The 18,323-nt window shown below is 68.3% G+C and carries 16 protein-coding genes, 1 pseudogene and 1 riboswitch; of the genes and pseudogenes, 13 read left to right on the plus strand and 4 right to left on the minus strand.

All coding sequences use genetic code 11. The annotated features are described in order from the left end of the window. A pseudogene (locus H5J26_RS32290) lies at positions 1-163 on the minus strand (cysteine desulfurase); the annotation flags it as partial. A 503-nt stretch (positions 164-666) separates the two neighbouring features. Between H5J26_RS32290 and coxB the strand changes: the two are divergent. From coxB to H5J26_RS16955, 4 genes are all read left to right on the plus strand, one after another. Then, positions 667-1,662 (plus strand): cytochrome c oxidase subunit II, encoded by a 996-nt coding sequence (gene coxB, locus H5J26_RS16940; protein ID WP_419183810.1) that lies wholly within the window; start codon positions 667-669, stop codon positions 1,660-1,662. Continuing rightward, positions 1,659-3,389 carry a cytochrome c oxidase subunit I gene (ctaD, locus tag H5J26_RS16945; protein ID WP_181766705.1) on the plus strand — a complete coding sequence of 577 codons (1,731 nt, stop codon included), beginning with the start codon at positions 1,659-1,661 and terminating at the stop codon, positions 3,387-3,389. The genes coxB and ctaD overlap by 4 nt, the downstream gene beginning before the upstream one ends. Further along, the gene (locus H5J26_RS16950; protein ID WP_181766706.1) at positions 3,386-3,784 is read left to right on the plus strand and encodes a cytochrome c oxidase subunit 4; all 399 of its coding nucleotides are present in this window, start codon (positions 3,386-3,388) and stop codon (positions 3,782-3,784) included. The genes ctaD and H5J26_RS16950 overlap by 4 nt, the downstream gene beginning before the upstream one ends. A gap of 132 nt (positions 3,785-3,916) precedes the next feature. Further along, complete coding sequence (locus H5J26_RS16955; protein WP_181766707.1) at positions 3,917-5,176, plus strand: L,D-transpeptidase; 1,260 nt, start codon at positions 3,917-3,919, stop codon at positions 5,174-5,176. Between the two features lie 82 nt (positions 5,177-5,258). On the opposite strand, the gene H5J26_RS16960 is transcribed toward H5J26_RS16955, so the two are convergent. Next, positions 5,259-5,675, minus strand: a complete 417-nt coding sequence (locus tag H5J26_RS16960) for a response regulator transcription factor (protein WP_181766708.1) — start codon at positions 5,673-5,675, stop codon at positions 5,259-5,261. 228 nt (positions 5,676-5,903) lie between these two features. Between H5J26_RS16960 and H5J26_RS16965 the strand changes: the two genes are divergently transcribed. The 6 genes from H5J26_RS16965 (at position 5,904) to H5J26_RS16990 (ending at position 13,240) form a co-directional block, all read left to right on the plus strand. Continuing rightward, on the plus strand, positions 5,904-6,539 hold the full coding sequence (locus H5J26_RS16965; protein WP_181766709.1) for a cytochrome c oxidase subunit 3: 636 nt from the start codon (positions 5,904-5,906) through the stop codon (positions 6,537-6,539). 89 nt (positions 6,540-6,628) lie between these two features. Beyond that, the gene (locus H5J26_RS16970) at positions 6,629-7,441 is read left to right on the plus strand and encodes a c-type cytochrome (protein ID WP_181766710.1); all 813 of its coding nucleotides are present in this window, start codon (positions 6,629-6,631) and stop codon (positions 7,439-7,441) included. Then, positions 7,438-8,505, plus strand: coding sequence for a ubiquinol-cytochrome c reductase iron-sulfur subunit (locus H5J26_RS16975; protein ID WP_181766711.1), 1,068 nt, complete (start codon positions 7,438-7,440; stop codon positions 8,503-8,505). Before H5J26_RS16970 ends, H5J26_RS16975 begins: the two co-directional genes overlap by 4 nt. Beyond that, positions 8,502-10,139, plus strand: a complete 1,638-nt coding sequence (locus tag H5J26_RS16980) for a cytochrome b (protein WP_181766712.1) — start codon at positions 8,502-8,504, stop codon at positions 10,137-10,139. The genes H5J26_RS16975 and H5J26_RS16980 overlap by 4 nt, the downstream gene beginning before the upstream one ends. A 227-nt stretch (positions 10,140-10,366) precedes the next feature. Then, on the plus strand, positions 10,367-11,431 hold the full coding sequence (gene trpD, locus H5J26_RS16985) for an anthranilate phosphoribosyltransferase (RefSeq protein ID WP_181766713.1): 1,065 nt from the start codon (positions 10,367-10,369) through the stop codon (positions 11,429-11,431). A 121-nt stretch (positions 11,432-11,552) separates the two neighbouring features. Further along, a riboswitch (SAM riboswitch) is annotated at positions 11,553-11,672 on the plus strand. A gap of 71 nt (positions 11,673-11,743) precedes the next feature. Beyond that, positions 11,744-13,240 carry an aminotransferase class V-fold PLP-dependent enzyme gene (locus H5J26_RS16990; RefSeq protein ID WP_181766718.1) on the plus strand — a complete coding sequence of 499 codons (1,497 nt, stop codon included), beginning with the start codon at positions 11,744-11,746 and terminating at the stop codon, positions 13,238-13,240. Positions 13,241-13,306: 66 nt separating this feature from the next. On the opposite strand, the gene H5J26_RS16995 is transcribed toward H5J26_RS16990, so the two are convergent. Then, positions 13,307-13,588, minus strand: coding sequence for an Lrp/AsnC family transcriptional regulator (locus tag H5J26_RS16995; RefSeq protein WP_181766714.1), 282 nt, complete (start codon positions 13,586-13,588; stop codon positions 13,307-13,309). Beyond that, complete coding sequence (locus H5J26_RS17000) at positions 13,585-14,274, minus strand: rhomboid family intramembrane serine protease (protein ID WP_235980773.1); 690 nt, start codon at positions 14,272-14,274, stop codon at positions 13,585-13,587. Before H5J26_RS17000 ends, H5J26_RS16995 begins: the two co-directional genes overlap by 4 nt. A 169-nt stretch (positions 14,275-14,443) precedes the next feature. Between H5J26_RS17000 and H5J26_RS17005 the strand changes: the two genes are divergently transcribed. The 3 genes from H5J26_RS17005 to H5J26_RS17015 all read left to right on the plus strand — a co-directional run bounded on the left by H5J26_RS17005 (position 14,444) and on the right by H5J26_RS17015 (position 17,958). After that, the gene (locus tag H5J26_RS17005) at positions 14,444-14,683 is read left to right on the plus strand and encodes a hypothetical protein (RefSeq protein ID WP_181766716.1); all 240 of its coding nucleotides are present in this window, start codon (positions 14,444-14,446) and stop codon (positions 14,681-14,683) included. A 262-nt stretch (positions 14,684-14,945) separates the two neighbouring features. Continuing rightward, the gene (locus H5J26_RS17010) at positions 14,946-16,208 is read left to right on the plus strand and encodes an NYN domain-containing protein (RefSeq protein ID WP_181766719.1); all 1,263 of its coding nucleotides are present in this window, start codon (positions 14,946-14,948) and stop codon (positions 16,206-16,208) included. A 718-nt stretch (positions 16,209-16,926) separates the two neighbouring features. Continuing rightward, entirely contained in the window at positions 16,927-17,958 is a 1,032-nt protein-coding gene (locus tag H5J26_RS17015) for an NlpC/P60 family protein (protein WP_181766717.1), read from the plus strand. The last annotated feature ends 365 nt before the right edge of the window (positions 17,959-18,323 follow it).

Consider the following 18,323-nt stretch of genomic DNA (forward strand, 5'->3'; position numbering starts at 1 on the left):
CTTCAGCGGCGGTCTCGCGCGCGGCGTCCAGCAGCATCCGCGCCCGCCGGCCCTCCCGGTGCAGACGCGAGGGGTCCGCCCATCCCTCGTCCAGCGCGGCGGCCAACGCCTGCCGGGCGACGGGGTGCAGGGGCACGGAGGATGCGGCATCGAAGTAGGGCACACGGGAACGCTAACGCGCTACGACGCCGTACGACGGGCCCTGCTTCCCGCGTGGCAGCCCCCGGCGCCCGCCTACCGATGAGGCCCGTCTCAGGTGAGGAAGGGCGAGGCGTCATCAGGCCGTCGCCGGCGGGGAGTTGCGGGGCGGGGCCGCAGCACCGCGGCCTGAGCCCAGGCCCGCAGCGGGGGAGCGGTGCCGAGCCGGCGCACTCGGACGGCGCGCTGCGGACGGCACGTCAACGCCCGCTCACAGGGCCGCTACTCCTCCGTGCACTCCCCGTGCCTGCCCGCGTTTTCCCTTCGTCCGTCGTCCGCCGACCGTGCGCCGTCGCGCCTGTACAAGGCCTCGCGGCGCGTTGGGGACCCTCCCCGCAGGAGCCCGAGAACGGTCCAGTAAGGTTTGCCCCGCATAAACATCCAAACCCCTGCCCGCGCCAGGGCCCGTGCCCGACCAGCAAAAGGCCGAGCCCGGATGGGCGGGCGAGACTCTCGGGAAGGCGCTACGTGAGTCCCAACGGCTCCGACCTCCCCCACCGCCCGCCGGGCGTGGGTGGTACCCCCATGTCGCGGCGCCCGATGCGGCGGAAGCTGCAGCAGGCGCTCGCCGCGGGCCTGGTTCTGGCGACCGCCACCGGTTGCACTTCGAAGGACTTCCCCCGCCTCGGCATGCCCACCCCCGTCACGGACGAGGCTCCGCGGATCCTCTCCCTGTGGCAGGGCTCCTGGGCGGCAGCCCTGGCCGTGGGCGTCCTGGTCTGGGGCCTGATCGTGTGGAGCATCGTCTTCCACCGGCGTTCCAGGACCAAGGTCGACGTCCCTCCGCAGACCCGGTACAACATGCCCATCGAGGCCTTGTACACGGTCGCCCCGATCATCATCGTGGCGGTGCTCTTCTACTTCACGGCGCGGGACGAGACCAAGCTCCTCGCCACGACGAAGAAGCCGGCCCACGTGGTCAACGTCGTGGGCTTCCAGTGGAGCTGGGGCTTCAACTACATCGAGGACGTGGACGGCAAGGCCTCCACCTCCAGCACCGGTGCCAAGGAACTGTCCGCCATCCCCGACCGGATGACGGAGAGCTTCCCCAAGGGCGCCGACGGCGTCTACACGGTGGGCACCCCCGGCGAGCGGAACCCCCAGAACGGCAACCCGGGGCCGACCCTCTGGCTGCCCAAGGGCGAGAAGGTCCAGTTCATCCTGACCTCCCGCGACGTCATCCACTCCTTCTGGGTGGTTCCGTTCCTGATGAAGCAGGACGTCATTCCAGGCCATGTCAACCGCTTCGAGGTGACCCCCAACAAGGAGGGCACCTTCATGGGCAAGTGCGCCGAACTGTGCGGCGTCGACCACTCCCGGATGCTCTTCAACGTGAAGGTCGTCTCCCCGGAGCGCTACCAGAAGCACCTGGAGGACCTGGCCAAGAAGGGCCAGACCGGCTACATCCCGTCGGGCACGCCCACCACGGGCGACGCCAAGAATGCGGAGACGAATAACCCGTGAGCATCCTCAACGAGTCCAAGGGTGCCGCCGCGACGGCTGAGGCAGCACCGCCCGTACGACCCAAGACACCCGGCGCCATGGCCGTGGACTGGATGACCACCACGGACCACAAGAAGATCGGGACGCTGTACTTCGTCACGTCCTTCGTCTTCTTCTGCCTCGGCGGCGTCATGGCTCTGTTCATGCGCGCCGAGCTGGCCCGGCCGGGCATGCAGGTGATGTCGAGCGAGCAGTTCAACCAGGCGTTCACCATGCACGGCACGATCATGCTGCTGATGTTCGCCACCCCGCTGTTCGCGGGCTTCGCGAACTGGATCATGCCGCTGCAGATCGGTTCGCCCGATGTGGCCTTCCCGCGGCTGAACATGCTGGCGTACTGGCTGTACCTCTTCGGTTCGCTCATCGCGGTCGGTGGATTCCTCACCCCGCAGGGCGCCGCGGACTTCGGCTGGTTCGCCTACTCGCCGCTCTCGGATGCGATCCGTTCGCCCGGCATCGGCGCGGATCTGTGGATCATGGGCCTGGCGCTCTCCGGCTTCGGCACCATCCTCGGCTCCGTCAACTTCATCACGACGATCATCTGCATGCGCGCACCCGGCATGACGATGTTCCGGATGCCGATCTTCACCTGGAACGTGCTGCTCACCGGTGTGCTCGTGCTGCTGGCCTTCCCGGTGCTCGCCGCGGCGCTGTTCGCGCTGGAGGCCGACAGGAAGTTCGGGGCGCACGTCTTCGACGCGGCCAACGGCGGCGCGTTGCTATGGCAGCACCTGTTCTGGTTCTTCGGCCATCCAGAGGTCTACATCATCGCGTTGCCGTTCTTCGGCATCGTCTCCGAGGTCATTCCGGTCTTCAGCCGCAAGCCGATGTTCGGCTACATCGGCCTGGTCGGCGCGACCATCGCGATCGCCGGCCTCTCGGTGACGGTCTGGGCCCACCACATGTACGTCACAGGCGGCGTGCTGTTGCCCTTCTTCGCCTTCATGACCTTCCTGATCGCGGTGCCGACGGGCGTGAAGTTCTTCAACTGGATCGGCACCATGTGGAAGGGCTCGCTGTCCTTCGAGACGCCGATGCTATGGACCATCGGATTCCTGATCACCTTCGTCTTCGGTGGTCTGACGGGCGTCATCCTGGCTTCGCCGCCGATGGACTTCCACGTCTCCGACTCGTACTTCGTGGTGGCGCACTTCCACTACGTCGTCTTCGGAACAGTCGTCTTCGCGATGTTCGCCGGATTCCACTTCTGGTGGCCGAAGTTCACCGGGAAGATGCTCGACGAGCGCCTCGGCAAGATCACCTTCTGGACGCTGTTCATCGGCTTCCACGGCACCTTCCTCGTGCAGCACTGGCTGGGTGCCGAGGGCATGCCGCGCCGCTACGCCGACTACCTGGCGGCGGACGGCTTCACCGCCCTGAACACCGTCTCGACGATCAGCTCCTTCCTGCTGGGCCTGTCGGTCCTGCCGTTCCTCTACAACGTCTGGAAGACGGCCAAGCACGGCAAGAAGGTCGAGACCGACGATCCGTGGGGCTACGGCCGTTCGCTCGAATGGGCGACGAGCTGCCCGCCCCCGCGGCACAACTTCCTCTCGCTGCCGCGCATCCGTTCGGAGTCCCCGGCCTTCGATCTGCACCACCCCGAGATCGCAACTCTTGATCAGCTGGGTGAGTACGAGGCCGCGGGCGCACGGTCGCTCGTCGGCGGTAAGGAGGACGGAAAGTGAAGATCCAGGGCAAGATGTTCCTCGGCCTGGCCGTCTTCCTGCTGGCCACGGCGATCATCTACGGCTCCTGGTCGAAGGAGCCGGTCGGTACGACCGGGCTGTTCCTCGCCTTCGGTCTCGCCGTGATGATCGGCTACTACCTGGCGTTCACCGCCCGCCGCGTGGACGCGGGGGCGCAGGACAACAAGGAAGCGGACGTCGCGGACGACGCCGGCGAGATCGGGTTCTTCAGCCCGCACAGCTGGCAGCCGCTCGCCCTCGGCCTCGGTGCCGCGTTCGCGTTCCTGGGCGTCGCCTTCGGCTGGTGGCTCGTGTACGTCTCGGCGCCGCTGCTCTTCGTCGGCCTCTTCGGATGGGTCTTCGAGTACTACCACGGCGAAAATCGCACCCAGTAGCGCTCGGGCCTGAGTAGTCCCTCAGGCCTCAGCCAGCCTGCAAACGGGTCGGCCCCCGGACCACGTCCGGGGGCCGACCCATTTGCCTGCGCCCAACAGGCCCAGAACGCTGTCAGTTCCTACCTTGGGCCTATGAATCACTCCTCGAAAACGAAGCGCCGGATTTCGGCCGGCTGTGCCCTGACCCTCGCGCCCCTGGCTGTCGGACTCACCTCGTGTGCAGGCAGCGGCGGCAACCCGCTCGCGGGCGCCCCGTACGACGCGAGCAACCAGATCTCGGTGAGCGCGGGCGAGGAGGGGAGCACCGTCGACCCCTCCCGCCCCCTGAAGGTGACCAGCACGGGCGGCGAAGGACGAATAGCCGACGTCACCGCCGTCGACACCGCAGGCCGCTTCCTCAGCGGCAAGCTCACCGACGACGGCCGCCAGTGGCAGAGCACGACACCCCTGGCAGCGGGCGTGCGCTACACCGTCCGCATCAGCACCGAGAACGGCGAGGGCGAGCAAGGCCGCCGGACGCTGAACTTCCAGACCAAGCCGGCCCACGCCAAGCGGCTCGGTGTGACCTTCGGCCCCGACGCCGGTACGTACGGCGTCGCCCAGCCCGTCACCGCCGAGCTGAGCCACAAGATCAAGAGCGCCGAGCAGCGCAAGCTCGTCGAGCGGGCACTGATCGTCCGCTCCAGCCCGCGGGTCGAGGGCACCTGGCACTGGGTGGACAGCAAGGAGCTGCACTACCGCCCGAAGGAGTACTGGCCCGCCCACTCCACCATCAGCGTCCAGTCACGTCTGAACGGTCTCAAGGTCCGCAAGGGTCTCTACGGCGACGAGGGCAAGTCGTTGAAGCTGAAGACCGGCAGCCGTCTGGAGGCCGTCGCCGACGCCTCAAGCCTGAGCATGAAGGTCCGCAAGGACGGCAAGGTCATCAAGGAGATCCCGATCACCACGGGCAAGGCGGGCTTCGAGACCCGCAACGGCACGAAGGTGATCCTGGGCCGGGAGTCGTTCGTGCGGATGCGCAGCGGCAGCGTCGGCATCGGCGGCGGGGAGTCCTACGACCTGGGCGTCCACTGGGCCACGCGGCTGACCTGGAGCGGCGAGTACGTGCACGCAGCGCCCTGGTCCTCCGGCTCGCACGGCGTCTCGAACTCCAGCCACGGCTGTACGGGCATGAGCACCGAGAACGCCCAGTGGTTCTTCGAGCACGTACGCAACGGAGTCCCTGTCACGCACGTCAACTCCGACGGCGACGACATGGCCCCCTTCGGCAACGGATTCGGCGACTGGAACCTGTCCTGGTCGAAGTGGAAGGAAGGCAGCGCGCTGCAGTCCGGTGCCAAGGACAGCGGTGGCCAGGCCGCCGAGGTGAGCAGGCTCCGTCCCCAGTTCTGACGACGTCCAGGCCGGCCGTACGGCCTGAGCGTCCCGGGGAGGAGTGGAGAGAAGAAAGGATGGAAGCAGCCGGCCGGGACGCTCAGAGAGGCTGGACCTGCGCCGATGCCCCGTCACCCTCACGGAGCAGCCCCGCCAGGGCGCCCGCGAGGGCGACGGGGTCGATCGGGTGGGAGACGGCGGCCTCCGCACGGCTCCAGGACGCCAGCCAGGAGTCCTGTGGGCGGCCGATCAGCAGCAGCACCGGGGGGCAGTCGAAGATCTCGTCCTTGATCTGCCGGCACACGCCCATGCCTCCGGCCGGGGCGGTCTCGCCGTCCAGCACGCAGACGTCGATGTGCTGATTCTCCAGGGCGGACAGCACTGCGGGCAGGGTCGCGCACTCCACGTACTCGACGGCGGGCACGTCCGAGGCGGGACGGCGACCGGCGGCGAGCCGGACCTGCTCGCGGGTGTTGGCGTCGTCGCTGTAGACCAGCACCGTGGCCGTCGGCTGCATGGTTCCTCCGCTGAAGGTCTCGCACGTGATCGCACGACCACGTGTGAGGTCCGGTGCGAGCCGGACCTGATGGGTCTGTCGCGTGGTCCCTTTGCGACAGGGACCGCTGCGCGGATGTTACTCCTTCGGCCGAAGCGTCAACACAGCTGCCCTCGCCTGCGCGACGGCTTGTTTGAGCTGTACACACGTCACAGACACACCGAACGGCACCCCGGCAGTAAGGGCCGGATGAGCGACCGACATAATGTCGGCGTGGCGACAGCAACAGCAGTAGAAACCGGGCACGCGCACCCGTCGGTCAACCGGCCGAACCTCACCAGCGTCGGAACCATCATCTGGCTGAGTTCCGAGCTGATGTTCTTCGCGGCCCTCTTCGCGATGTACTTCACCCTTCGGTCCGTGACGGGTGCGGACTTCTGGAAGGAACACGCCGAGGCGCTGAACATTCCGTTCTCGGCGACGAACACCACGATCCTCGTGCTCTCCTCGCTCACCTGTCAGCTCGGCGTCTTCGCCGCTGAACGGGGTGACGTGAAGAAGCTCCGGTCCTGGTTCATCATCACCTTCGTGATGGGCGCGATCTTCATCGGCGGCCAGGTCTTCGAGTACACGGAGCTGGTGGAGAAGGACGGAATCTCGCTCTCCTCGGATCCCTACGGTTCGGTGTTCTACCTGACCACCGGTTTCCACGGGATGCACGTCACGGGTGGTCTGATCGCGTTCCTGCTCCTGCTCGGAAGGACGTACGCGGCCAAGCGCTTCACCCATCAGCAGGCCACTGCGGCCATCGTCGTGTCCTACTACTGGCACTTCGTCGATGTCGTCTGGATCGGCCTCTTCGCCACGATCTACCTGATCAAGTAGCTGATCGGACGGCGGTCCGGCCGACGACCGGACAGTGACAGACACAAACAGAAGCATCGACGCAGAAGATCCTGACACCGGGGTAATCCGTGAAAAAGCTCTCCGCACGACGGCGCCATCCGCTGGCGGCGCTCGTCGTTCTACTCTTCGCGCTGGCGGCCACCGGGGGGCTGTACGCCGCGTTCGCCCCCGCAGGTGAAGCGAAGGCCGACCAGGCGTCGAGCCAGTCCCTCGCCATCGAGGAGGGCAAGAAGCTCTACGACGTCGGCTGTTCCAGTTGCCACGGAACCGGTGGCCAGGGAAGCAGCGACGGCCCGAGCCTCGTGGGCGTCGGCTCCGCCGCCGTGGACTTCCAGGTCGGCACCGGCCGTATGCCCGCGCAGCAGCCGGGCGCGCAGGTGCCCGAGAAGAAGAAGATCTACAGCGAGGACGAGATCAACCAGCTCGCGGCGTACGTCGCTTCGCTGGGATCCGGCCCGATCAAGCCCACCAAGAGCCAGTACGACCCCAGCGGCGCCGACATCGCGAACGGCGGTCAGCTCTTCCGTACCAACTGCGCCCAGTGCCACAACTTCACGGGTGAGGGCGGCGCTCTCACGCACGGCAAGTACGCACCGGGGCTCGGCGACGTGGACCCCAAGCACGTCTACGAAGCCATGCAGACCGGCCCGCAGAACATGCCGTCCTTCCCCGACAAGGTGATGCCGGAGCAGGACAAGCGCGACATCGCCGCTTACCTGAAGACGGTGAACAGCAAGGACGCCGAGAACCCCGGCGGCTACAAGCTGGGCGGTCTGGGCCCGGTCGTCGAGGGCCTGTTCGCCTGGATCTTCGGCCTCGGCGCGCTCATCATCGTCGCCATCTGGGTCGCAGCTCGGACCGCAAAGGCCAAGAAGTCATGAGCGAGACTGGATCACACGAGAACGTGTCAGACGAGAAGCTGCCCAAAGAGCAGGAAAACGGTCACGGTGCCGTAGCCGGCACCGACAGTCCGTTCGCCGACCCGGGACTGCCGCCGCACGAGCCGCGCATCCAGGACGTCGACGAGCGGGCGGCCAAGCGCTCCGAGCGCGTCGTGGCCATGCTCTTCGTGGTCTCGATGCTCGCGACGCTGGGCTTCATCGCCAGCTTCGTGGTCGTCCCGGTGGACAAGTTCGTCTACATCTGGCCGATCGGGAAGATCGGCGCGCTGAACTTCGCGCTGGGCACGACGCTCGGCGTCGCCCTGTTCTGCATCGGCGCGGGCGCCGTCCACTGGGCACGCACCCTGATGTCGGACCACGAACTGGCCGACGACCGGCACCCGGTGGCCGCGGACCAGGAGACCCGTACGAAGGTCATGGACGACTTCCGGGAGGGCGCCAAGGAGTCCGCGCTCGGCCGTCGTCCGCTCATCCGCCGGACCATGTTCGGCGCGCTCTCGCTGGTGCCGCTCTCCGGTGTCGTGCTGCTGCGCGACCTGGGCCCGCTCCCCGAGGACAAGCTGGAGCACACGCTCTGGTCCAAGGGTAAACTTCTGGTCAACGAGAACACCCAGGAACCGCTGCGTCCCGAGGACATCAGCGTCGGGTCACTGACCTTCGCGATGCCCGAGGGACTGGAAGAGCACGACGAGGAGTTCCAGAGGGAGATCGCCAAGGCGGCCCTGATGCTCGTACGGCTCGAGCCCGAGGACATCAAGGACAAGCGCGAGTTGGACTGGTCCCACGAGGGGATCGTGGCCTACTCCAAGATCTGCACCCACGTCGGCTGTCCCGTCAGCCTCTACGAGCAGCAGACGCACCATGTGCTCTGCCCGTGCCACCAGTCGACATTCGACCTGTCGGACGGTGCGCGAGTGATCTTCGGTCCGGCCGGTCACGCGCTGCCGCAGTTGAAGATCAGCGTCAACAACGACGGATTCCTCGAAGCGCAGGGCGACTTCGAAGAACCCGTGGGCCCGGCCTACTGGGAGCGTCGAGCATGAGTACAGCAAGCAGCGAGAGCACCGCCGCCGGGCGGAAGGCACCCGCAGGCGAGCGGGTGGCCGACTGGGCCGACGGCCGGCTGGGCATCTACAGCCTGGCCAAGGCCAACATGCGCAAGATCTTCCCGGACCACTGGTCCTTCATGCTGGGCGAGGTCGCGCTCTACAGTTTCATCATCATCATCCTGACGGGTGTCTATCTGACGCTGTTCTTCCACCCGTCGATGAACGAGGTGGAGTACCACGGCAGTTACGTGCCGATGCAGGGCGTGCGGATGTCGGAGGCCTTCGCCTCCACCCTCGACATCAGCTTCGACGTCCGCGGCGGCCTGCTGGTGCGGCAGATCCACCACTGGGCGGCGCTGATCTTCCTTGGTGCGATGTTCGTGCACATGATGCGCGTCTTCTTCACCGGCGCCTTCCGCAAGCCGCGCGAGATCAACTGGCTGTTCGGCTTCCTGCTGTTCGTGCTCGGCATGTTCACCGGCTTCACGGGCTACTCGCTGCCGGACGACCTGCTCTCGGGCACCGGTGTCCGGTTCATGGAAGGCGCGATGCTGTCCGTGCCGATCGTGGGCACGTACCTGTCGATGTTCCTCTTCGGCGGGGAGTTCCCGGGGCACGACTTCGTGGCGCGGTTCTTCTCCGTGCACGTACTGCTGCTGCCCGGCATCATGCTGGGCCTGCTGGTGGCGCACCTGATCCTGGTCTTCTACCACAAGCACACGCAGTTCGCCGGGCCCGGCCGTACGAACAAGAACGTGGTCGGCATGCCGCTGCTGCCGGTCTACATGGCCAAGGCGGGCGGTTTCTTCTTCCTCGTCTTCGGTGTCATCTCCGTCATCGCGGCGACCTTCACGGTCAACCCGATCTGGGCGCTGGGCCCCTACCGTCCGGACCAGGTGTCGACCAACGCGCAGCCCGACTGGTACATGGGCTTCTCCGAGGGTCTGATCCGCATCATGCCGGGCTGGGAGATCCACCTGTGGGGGCACACGCTCGTGCTGGGCGTGTTCATCCCGCTCATGGTCTTCCCGATGGTGCTGGCGGCGATCGCGGTCTATCCGTTCATCGAGTCGTGGGTGACGGGCGACAAGCGTGAGCACCACATCGCCGACCGCCCGCGGAACGCCCCGACCCGTACGGCCTTCGGGGCGGCCTGGATCGCCTGGTACACGGTGATGCTGATCGGCGGCGGCAACGACCTGGTGGCCACGCACTTCGACCTGTCGATCAACTCGATCACGTGGTTCGTGCGGATCGCCTTCTTCGTCGTGCCCGTCATCGTCTTCTTCGCGACGCGGCGGATCTGTCTCGGCCTCCAGCGCCGCGACAAGGACAAGGTGCTGCACGGACGCGAGTCCGGCATCATCAAGCGCCTGCCGCACGGCGAGTTCATCGAAGTGCACGAGCAACTCTCGCAGGAGCAGCTGCACACGCTCACCTCGCACGACCAGAACAAGCCGTACGAGGTCGGTCCCGAGACGGACGAGAACGGAGTCCAGCGCAAGGTCGGCCGCAGCAACAAGCTGCGGGCCAGGCTCTCGAAGGGCTACTACGGCGAGCAGGCGCAGATTCCGAAGCCCACCGCCGAGGAGTACCGCGAGATCACCAGCGGCCACGGCCACCACTGAGCCGCTTCACACCTGGGCCGGGCTTCCCTTCGGGGGGCCCGGCCCTCGTGTGTGCACGTCGCAGGCGGTGCGTGCTCTAGGGTGGGATCGGGCTCGGAGATCCAGGCGGGCCCGTTCCCACATCCGCGTCCACAATGCTGCGGCCGGTGTTTCACGCCGCCGTCGGCACGGTTCGTCGTCGGTGTGGCCGTGCGTTTCCTGTCGCTTCGAGCACCCCAGGAGGGATCATGAGTGCCGTTCCGTCTGCCGGCTCTCCCGCCGGGGGTCTCCGCACCTGGCCCGACGTACTGAGCTCGCTGCTGGCCGGTGAGGATCTGAGCGCGGAAGCCACTGCGTGGGCGATGGACCACATCATGCGCGGTGAGGCGAGCGACGCCCAGATCGCCGGGTTCGCGGTGGCGCTGCGCGCCAAGGGCGAGACCGTGGAGGAGATCGCGGGCCTCGTCGAGGCGATGTACGCACACGCCAACGTGATCGACGTGCCAGGCCCCACGGTGGACATCGTCGGTACGGGCGGCGACCGCGCGAAGACGGTCAACATCTCCACCATGTCCGCCATCGTGGCGGCGGGCGCCGGAGCGAAGGTCGTCAAGCACGGCAACCGCGCGGCGTCGAGCGCCAGCGGGGCGACGGACGTACTGGAAAAGCTGGGCGTCAATCTCGAGTTGACCCCGCAGCGGGTGGCGGAGGTCGCCTCCGAGGCGGGAATCACCTTCTGCTTCGCGGTGAAGTTCCACCCGTCACTGCGCCATGTGGCCGGTGCACGGCGGGAGTTGGGCATCCCCACCTCCTTCAATTTCCTCGGGCCGCTGACGAATCCCGCACGGGTGCAGTCGCAGGCGACGGGTGTCGCGGACGCGCGCATGGCGCCGATCATGGCGGGTGTGCTCGCGGAGCGCGGTTCCTCGGCGCTCGTCTTCCGCGGGGACGACGGCCTCGACGAGTTGACGACGACGGCCACGTCCACGGTCTGGGTCGTGCGCGACGGCACGGTCCGCAAGGAGTCCTTCGACCCGCGCGACGTCGGCCTGGAGATCGTGCCGGTGGAGGCGCTGCGCGGTGCCGACGCCGCCTACAACGCGGATGTCGCCCGGCGGCTGTTGGACGGAGAGAAGGGCCCCGTGCGCGATGCCGTCCTCCTCAACTCGGCGGCGGCTCTGGTCGCCCTCGAACCGGGTGACGCACCGCTCGCCGAGCAGGTCCAACTGGCGATGGCGAGGGCCGCCGAGTCCGTGGACAGCGGTGCCGCCCGTGCCGCACTCGACCGCTGGGTCTCCGCCAGCCACGTGTGAGGCCGGGCGAAGTCCCCGTCGTACAGGCGCCGTCGGTCACCTGCCCTGGTGGCCGGCGGCGCTGTCCGCGATGCGGACGGCGGGATGGAACCTCCTGAGCGTTGTGCCATACTTCCGGCCAGGTCACGAGTGACAGCGATCAAGGCCCCGGCCCGCTGTCCGGCAACCCTCCTTCCGTGGTGGGGTGCCCCGGGTGATGACCGGGCCGCATGACAGCAGGGTCGTGCGGCAAGCACGGATCCCACACCCCTGCCTTCGGCGGGGAGGCTTCATCGCCAGGGGTCCCTGGTCTTGAGGGAGACTCCCGTGAGTCTGCACGTCGCGTCCGCCGCCTTCCGCTCCGCCGCTCCGTCCGGTTCCGCCCCGCTGCCCGTGCTGGGCCTCGACGTGCGCGCACCGCTCGTGACGGGTGGCGAAGCCCCCTACGCGGCCCTGGACTACGCCGCCAGCGCGCCCGTCCTCCAGCGCGTATGGGACGAAGTGGCCGCCTACGCCCCCTACTACGGCAGCGTCCACAGGGGCGCCGGCTACCTCTCCCAGCACTCGACCGCCCTTTTCGAGGAGAGTCGGGCAACCGTGGCGCGCTTCCTCGGCTGTCGCGACGAGGACGAGGTCGTCTTCACCCGGTCCACGACGGACTCGCTGAATCTGCTTGCCTCCGCCCTGCCCGAGGGCACACGCGTCTACGTCTTCGAGACCGAGCACCACGCGGCGCTGCTGCCGTGGCTGGAGAGCGAGACCACCTTCCTCGACGCGCCGCGCTCCCCGGAGCAGGCCGTCGCCGCGCTGGACGAGGCACTGCACGTGGCACCGAAGGGGCCCAAGCTGGTGTGCGTGACGGGGGCTTCGAACGTCACGGGTGAGATCTGGCCCGTACAGCGGCTGGCTGAGGCGGCGCACCGGCACGGCGCCCGCATCGTCCTCGACGCGGCGCAGCTAGCCCCGCACCATCCCGTCCACATCGGCGAACTGGACGTGGACTGGGTGGCCTTCTCCGGGCACAAGCTGTACGCGCCCTTCGGCGCCGGCGTGCTGGCTGGGCGCTCCGACTGGCTGCAGGCGGCGGAGCCGTACCTGGCCGGCGGCGGAGCCAGCGGCAAGGTCGCCAGGCGCGCGGACGGAGGCGTGGAGGTGGAGTGGCGCAGCGGGTCCGCCCGGCACGAGGCCGGTTCCCCGAACGTGATCGGCGCGTACGCCGTGGCCTCCGCCTGCCGTGCGCTGTCGGATGCCGGCTTCGACGAACTGATCGCCCGTGAGCGGAAGTTGACGCGCAGGCTGCTGACGGGGCTGGCCCAGCTGCCGGAGGTCGGCGTGCTCTCACTCTTCGACGAGTGCGGCGACGACCCGGCCGAGGGCAGGGTGGGAGTGATCTCTTTCGTGGTCGACGGCTGGAACAGCTCGCACCTGGCCGCCGCGCTCTCCGCGGAGTACGGGATCGGTGTCCGCGACGGACTGTTCTGCGCTCACCCGCTGGTGCGGACACTGCTCGGTGCCGGGCCTGAGGAGCCAGGCGGCTGCGGGGCGCCGGCCGGTGCGGGCGGCGGGTCCGGTTCCGGAGCGAAGTCCCTGAACGCGGTGCGGGTGAGCATCGGTGCGGGCACACCCGACGAGCATGTGGAGCGGTTCGTACGGGCGGTGCGCGAACTGGTACGCAACGGGGCCCGCTGGCGCTACCGCACGGAGGACGGGCGCTGCGTGCCGGAGCGCGAGCAGACCCAGGGCCGGGAGCCGGCCGGGGGCGAGGGCACGCACGCGGTCCGCGAAGAGGCCGGTGAAGGAGCCCGCGAAGAGGTCGCGTTGGCCCGCTGAAGCGTCAGGGCGCGAATCGGGTCGTACGGGGGTCGTTCCTGCCGGTGACCGGGCGCCCGTCGGCCGTCAGGCGTCCAGGCCGATGGCGAAGGCCGACTCCAGGTCGTGCTGGGAGTAGGTGCGGAAAGCGATGTGCGTCTCGGTCGAGAGCACCCCCGGCACCTTGCTGATCCGGCCCGGAATCACGTCGGCGAGGTCGTCGTGGTCCACCACGCGCACCATCGCGATCAGATCGTGCGCACCGGTGACCGAATAGACCTCGCTGACGCTGTCCAGCGCGGCGATCTGCTCGGCGATCTCGGGAATGCGGTCGGTGCTGGTCTTGATGAGCACGATCGAGGTGATCACGGTGTGAGCTCTCCCTGGGTCGCCGGAGCGGGCGTGCCCACTGTAGCCGCACGGAATCGCAGCCATGCGTAGAGGAAGCCCAGCGTGAATCCGACCACGTGGGCCAGGTAGGCCACGCCCGGCCCGTCGGTCTCCTGGCGTGCCGCGACCCACTGAAGCGCGAGCCAGAACAGCAGAACGAGCCACGCGGGGAAGCGCAGGGGCAGGAAGAAGAGGAACGGGAAGACGCTGGTGACCCTGGCGCGCGGATAGAGATAGAGGAAGGCACCCAGCATCCCGGAGACGGCGCCGGAGGCCCCGACGAGGGTCTGCGTCGAGTGGTGGTGCACCACCGCGTAGCAGAGCATGGCGATGTAGCCGACGCTCACGTAGCACAGGGCGAAGCGCACCCGGCCCATGCGGCGCTCGACAGGGGCTCCGAAGACGTAGAGGAAGAGCATGTTGCCGAGGAGATGAAGCCAGTTCGCGTGCAGGAAAAGTGCGGTGAGAGGGGAGAAGAGGGGCCGTACCGCTCCGTCCCACATCGTGTACGGGAGCACGCCCCAGCGCTGGAACCACTCCGTCTGCGCGCGGTGCAGGGCGGTGCCGGTGCCGTAGGTGGGCATGAAGCCGGAGGCCGGGCTGATGAGGAAGATCAGAAAGCAGAGGAGGATGAGCGAACAGGTCAGCACAGGGCGCTTCGGCATGAGGCGGATCATGACGGCTCGGCCACGGGGCAGACTCCTCGACACACGTGTCGCGCGGCAGGTCTTAGGGTTACGGCATGCGCTGCTGCGCTTCCGCCCGGTTACCGCACGCGTCCACGCCTGCACCGCGCAGAAGCCCGTGAACGCTCGAAGGAATGAGGTCGAGACCATGACGGTCCCCACGCCCACGTCCGGCACCCGGTGGCGCTGCACGCTCTGCGGCAACCTGACGCGCTTCGATGTGACGCGCTCCAGCAAGGTCGTCGAGTTCGTCCATCTGGACCTGGCGGGTGAGGCGAGGATCGAGGAGCAGGAGGTGCTCAGTGAGAGCATCGAATCCGTGCGCTGCCGATGGTGCGACGCCGCCGACCAGGTCGAGCTCGTGGACCGGCCGGGCGCAGAGGTCTGAGAAACGGCGGGTGTGAACCGTGGTGCAAGGGACGGGCGACGGCGAGGAGCGTGAGCCGTCGACGTCGCACGCAGCCTCACCGGACCGTCCGGAGTCCCCGCGAGGCCCGGCGGAGGCCGGGCGTGCGCCGGAGCAGGGCCAGGGACACGGCCAAGGACAGAGCCACGGCCACGGTGAAGGACACGGCCAGAGCCGGAGCCAGGGCGGGGCCGATGCCGAAGGGTTCGAGAGGCCGCTCCCCGAGAAGGTCCGCCGCCGAGTCGTGGCCCTCACCGGGGAAGCGCTCGGAGGGCTGACCGTCAACGAGCTCCCGGCACCGCTGCGCCAGTACGCACGCTTCACCCCGCAACGCCGCACCAAGTTCGGTGCGAACGCGATGGCCGCCTCCCTGGAGGGCGATGGGGCCTTCCGGGAGCGCATCGCCGAGCAGCTGCGCGAACGCCTGCCGGAGCTGACCGAGGCGCTCACCTCGGGCACGCCGCCGCCCGCAGCGGACCCCGTCGACGTGGCGGCCGTCGCCTACGTGCTGCGCCCCGTCGACTGGCACAAGCTCGTCGCCGCCGCCGGTGAGGAGGCCCAGCGCGCCCAGGCCGAGCAGGCAGGCGAGGAGGCGCAGCGCGAACTGGCCAGGCTCCGCAGCGAACTCGCCGCAGCGCGGACAGCCGTACGGACCGAGACCGAGCGCGGCCGCGGCGAGTTGGAGGCCGTCCGTAAGGAACTCGAGTCAACACAGCGCAAGTTGCGCAGCGCGCAGAGCGATGTGAAGCGCGGTGAGGCCGAGACGCGGAAGCTCCGCTCGGACCTGGAGGCGCTGCGCTCCTCCGCCGCGGCGGAGAGGACGTCGGCCGACAGCGAGAGCAGGCGGTTGCGCGCCCGGCTCGCCGAGGCCGAGTCGGCGCTGGAGGCGGGGCGCCGTGCGGCACGTGAGGGCCGCAGCGTCGAGGACATGCGTGTGCGGCTGCTGTTGGACACGGTGCTGGACGCGGCGCAGGGCCTGCGCAGGGAGTTGGCGCTGCCGCCCACGACGAGCCGGCCTGCCGAGACGGTCGACGCCGTGGAGCCGGGGAGCATGACTCCGCGGGACATCGCGGCCCGTGCGCTCTCGGAGACAGATCCCGAACTGCTCGACCAGCTCCTCTCCTTGCCCCAGTCGCACCTGGTCGTCGACGGCTACAACGTCACCAAGACCGGTTATCCGACGATGCCGTTGGACAAGCAGCGGCTGCGGCTGCTGGGCGGGCTCGCCGGGCTGGCGGCGCAGTCCGGTGCAGAGGTCACCTGCGTCTTCGACGGGGCCGAGCTCGCGGCGCCGGTGCTGCTGGCCCCGCCGCGCGGAGTGCGCGTCCTGTTCAGCAAGCCGGGTCAGACGGCCGACGAACTCATCCGCCGGCTCGTTCGGGCGGAGCCGGAGGGCCGGCCGGTCGTGGTCGTCTCCTCGGACCGTGAAGTGGCGGACGGCTGTGCGGCGGCCGGTGCCCGCCCAGTCGCCTCGACTCTCCTTCTGCGCCGCCTCGGACGTACGTAGGGGATCTCGCCGTTCGTCCGGCTTCCTGCTTCCTGCTTCCTGCTGATGGTGCCGAGGGCTGCGCCCGTCAGGTGATCTCCTCTTCCCGGGCTGTGCGCACGGGCGTTGGGGTCTCCGGGCGCTTCCTGTACGTCAGCTCCCCTCGTGCGCAGGGGTGATAGGGCACGCCCGGACCTTCGGTGACACTCGTGCGGGCACCGTTGTGGCGACCGGGGCAAGCCGGGTGCAAAGGGGCCTCGGCCTCTCCGCGGGGCCGTGCCGGGTGCCAGGTGTCCTCCGTCACAGAGGAGTTGACTCCTCTGTGTGGCGGGAGCGCCCCGAGGACGCGCGAAGAAGGGTGATTTCTCCCGGAGTCGTCCCGGGCGCGTCCCGGACGCGATCACGACTCCCGGTCCGTTACGCGGCCTTCGTGGCCAGGGGTGCAGCGGGTGACGGGACTCAACGATCGCGCAGAAGGGTCCCGTTCGCACCACTGCGTGACGCGACCATTGCTCCCAGTGTGAAGCGAGTAAAGAATCCTCTCGTGTGACAAGTTTTTTTCCAGAGGGATTTGATCGAACGATTACGCGTGGCTAATGTCTGGCCCCGAACCTCTGCGAGTTTGGCCGTCCACCCGGGGCGGCAGCGGAGGACCGCCTCGTTCCACGGAGCCCGCCCAGGCGAAGTGGAGCCGGAGTGTCAGTCCGGCAGGCGGCTGAGGAAGAAGGAGCTCGCCCAAGTGGCGTCCCACCGTCGTCCCAAGCAGCCCAGCCGCACCCGCCGCGTGACCGTGCTCACGGCGACCGCCGCGGCGGCCGTCGCACTCACTTCTCAGGCGGCTCAGGCCGAACCCAAGGCTTCCAAGAAGGAGGTCAAGGAGAAGGTCGACAAGCTCTACGAGGACGCCGAAGGGGCAACGGAGAAGTACAACGGCGCCAAGGAGAAGCAGAAGAAGCTGGAAAAGCAGGTGGGCAACCTGCAGGACAGCGTGGCGCGCGGGCAGGACGACCTCAACGACATGCGCAACGGCCTCGGTTCGATGGCCACCGCGCAGTACCGCACCGGCGGTGTGGACCCGTCCGTGCAGCTCTTCCTCTCCTCGGACCCGGACAGCTACCTCGAGAAGGCCTCCACGCTCGACCAGTTGAGCACCAAGCAGGCCGAGGCGCTGAAGAAGATCCAGAGCAAGCAGCGCAACCTGGCGCAGCAGCGCAAGGAAGCCGCGGACAAGCTCGAGGACCTCGCCGACACCCGTAAGGAGCTCGGCGAGAAGAAGAAGAAGATCCAGGACAAGCTGTCCGAGGCGCGCTCGCTCCTCAACTCGCTGACTGCGAAGGACCGCGCCAAGCTCGCCGCGCAGCAGGCGCGCGCGGACCGCGCCTCCGCGTCCCGTGTCGACCTCGGCAGCGACGCATCCGCTTCGCAGCGTGCCGCCGCCGCGCTCTCCGCGGCGAAGAGCAAGATAGGTTCGCCCTACGTGTGGGGCGCGACCGGTCCCAGCTCCTTCGACTGCTCCGGTCTCACTTCCTGGGCGTACAACCAGGCGGGTGTCTCCCTTCCCCGCACCTCCCAGGCACAGGCCAACGCCGGAACCCAGGTCGGCCGTGGCGAACTCGCCCCGGGCGACCTGATCATCTTCTACGGCGACCAGCACCACGTCGGCTTCTACGCCGGCAACGGCCAGGTCCTGCACGCCCCGAAGCCGGGCGCCGGAGTGCGCTACGAGTCGGTCAACAACATGCCGTTCCAGTTCGGCGTGCGGATCGGCTGACACGAACGCAGACTCACTGCTCCGACAGCACGCGCGTCATCACAGGCCACGTGCAACGTCGTTCGTACGGGTGACGCCGAAGACCCCGTGAGAACCCCCTGACCCCGCCGATGACCTGCGTCGTTCGGCGGGGTCGGCACGTTTCGGCCGACTGTCGTGTCGCGCCCGGTTCGTGATTCCTTCCCGGCTGTGCGGCTAGATTCGCCGCGCAGTTCGCCAAGGGCGTGTGTTGAGGACCGCAGCGACGCCCGACGGGCGGCCGAGCGGTGATTCCGAGGACACGCCCTCACGGAAGGAGCGCGTCCTCAGTGGTCTCGTACCGGTCTCATCGAAAACCCGCCCAGCGCGGCCGTGGATGGCCCGCC

This window comes from Streptomyces albidus (ex Kaewkla and Franco 2022) (genome assembly GCF_013870515.1).
In the GTDB taxonomy this organism is placed as follows: Bacteria; Actinomycetota; Actinomycetes; order Streptomycetales; family Streptomycetaceae; genus Streptomyces; species Streptomyces albidus.

Excerpts from the sequence above, each read along its gene's own strand:
- H5J26_RS16975 (WP_181766711.1), top strand. The coding sequence starts at position 7,438 with ATGAGCGAGACTGGATCACACGAGAACGTGTCAGACGAGAAGCTGCCC.
- H5J26_RS16955 (WP_181766707.1), top strand. The coding sequence starts at position 3,917 with ATGAATCACTCCTCGAAAACGAAGCGCCGGATTTCGGCCGGCTGTGCC.
- trpD (WP_181766713.1), top strand. The coding sequence starts at position 10,367 with ATGAGTGCCGTTCCGTCTGCCGGCTCTCCCGCCGGGGGTCTCCGCACC.
- H5J26_RS16960 (WP_181766708.1), bottom strand. The coding sequence starts at position 5,675 with ATGCAGCCGACGGCCACGGTGCTGGTCTACAGCGACGACGCCAACACC.
- H5J26_RS16980 (WP_181766712.1), top strand. The coding sequence starts at position 8,502 with ATGAGTACAGCAAGCAGCGAGAGCACCGCCGCCGGGCGGAAGGCACCC.
- H5J26_RS17000 (WP_235980773.1), bottom strand. The coding sequence starts at position 14,274 with ATGCCGAAGCGCCCTGTGCTGACCTGTTCGCTCATCCTCCTCTGCTTT.
- H5J26_RS16965 (WP_181766709.1), top strand. The coding sequence starts at position 5,904 with ATGAGCGACCGACATAATGTCGGCGTGGCGACAGCAACAGCAGTAGAA.
- H5J26_RS17005 (WP_181766716.1), top strand. The coding sequence starts at position 14,444 with ATGACGGTCCCCACGCCCACGTCCGGCACCCGGTGGCGCTGCACGCTC.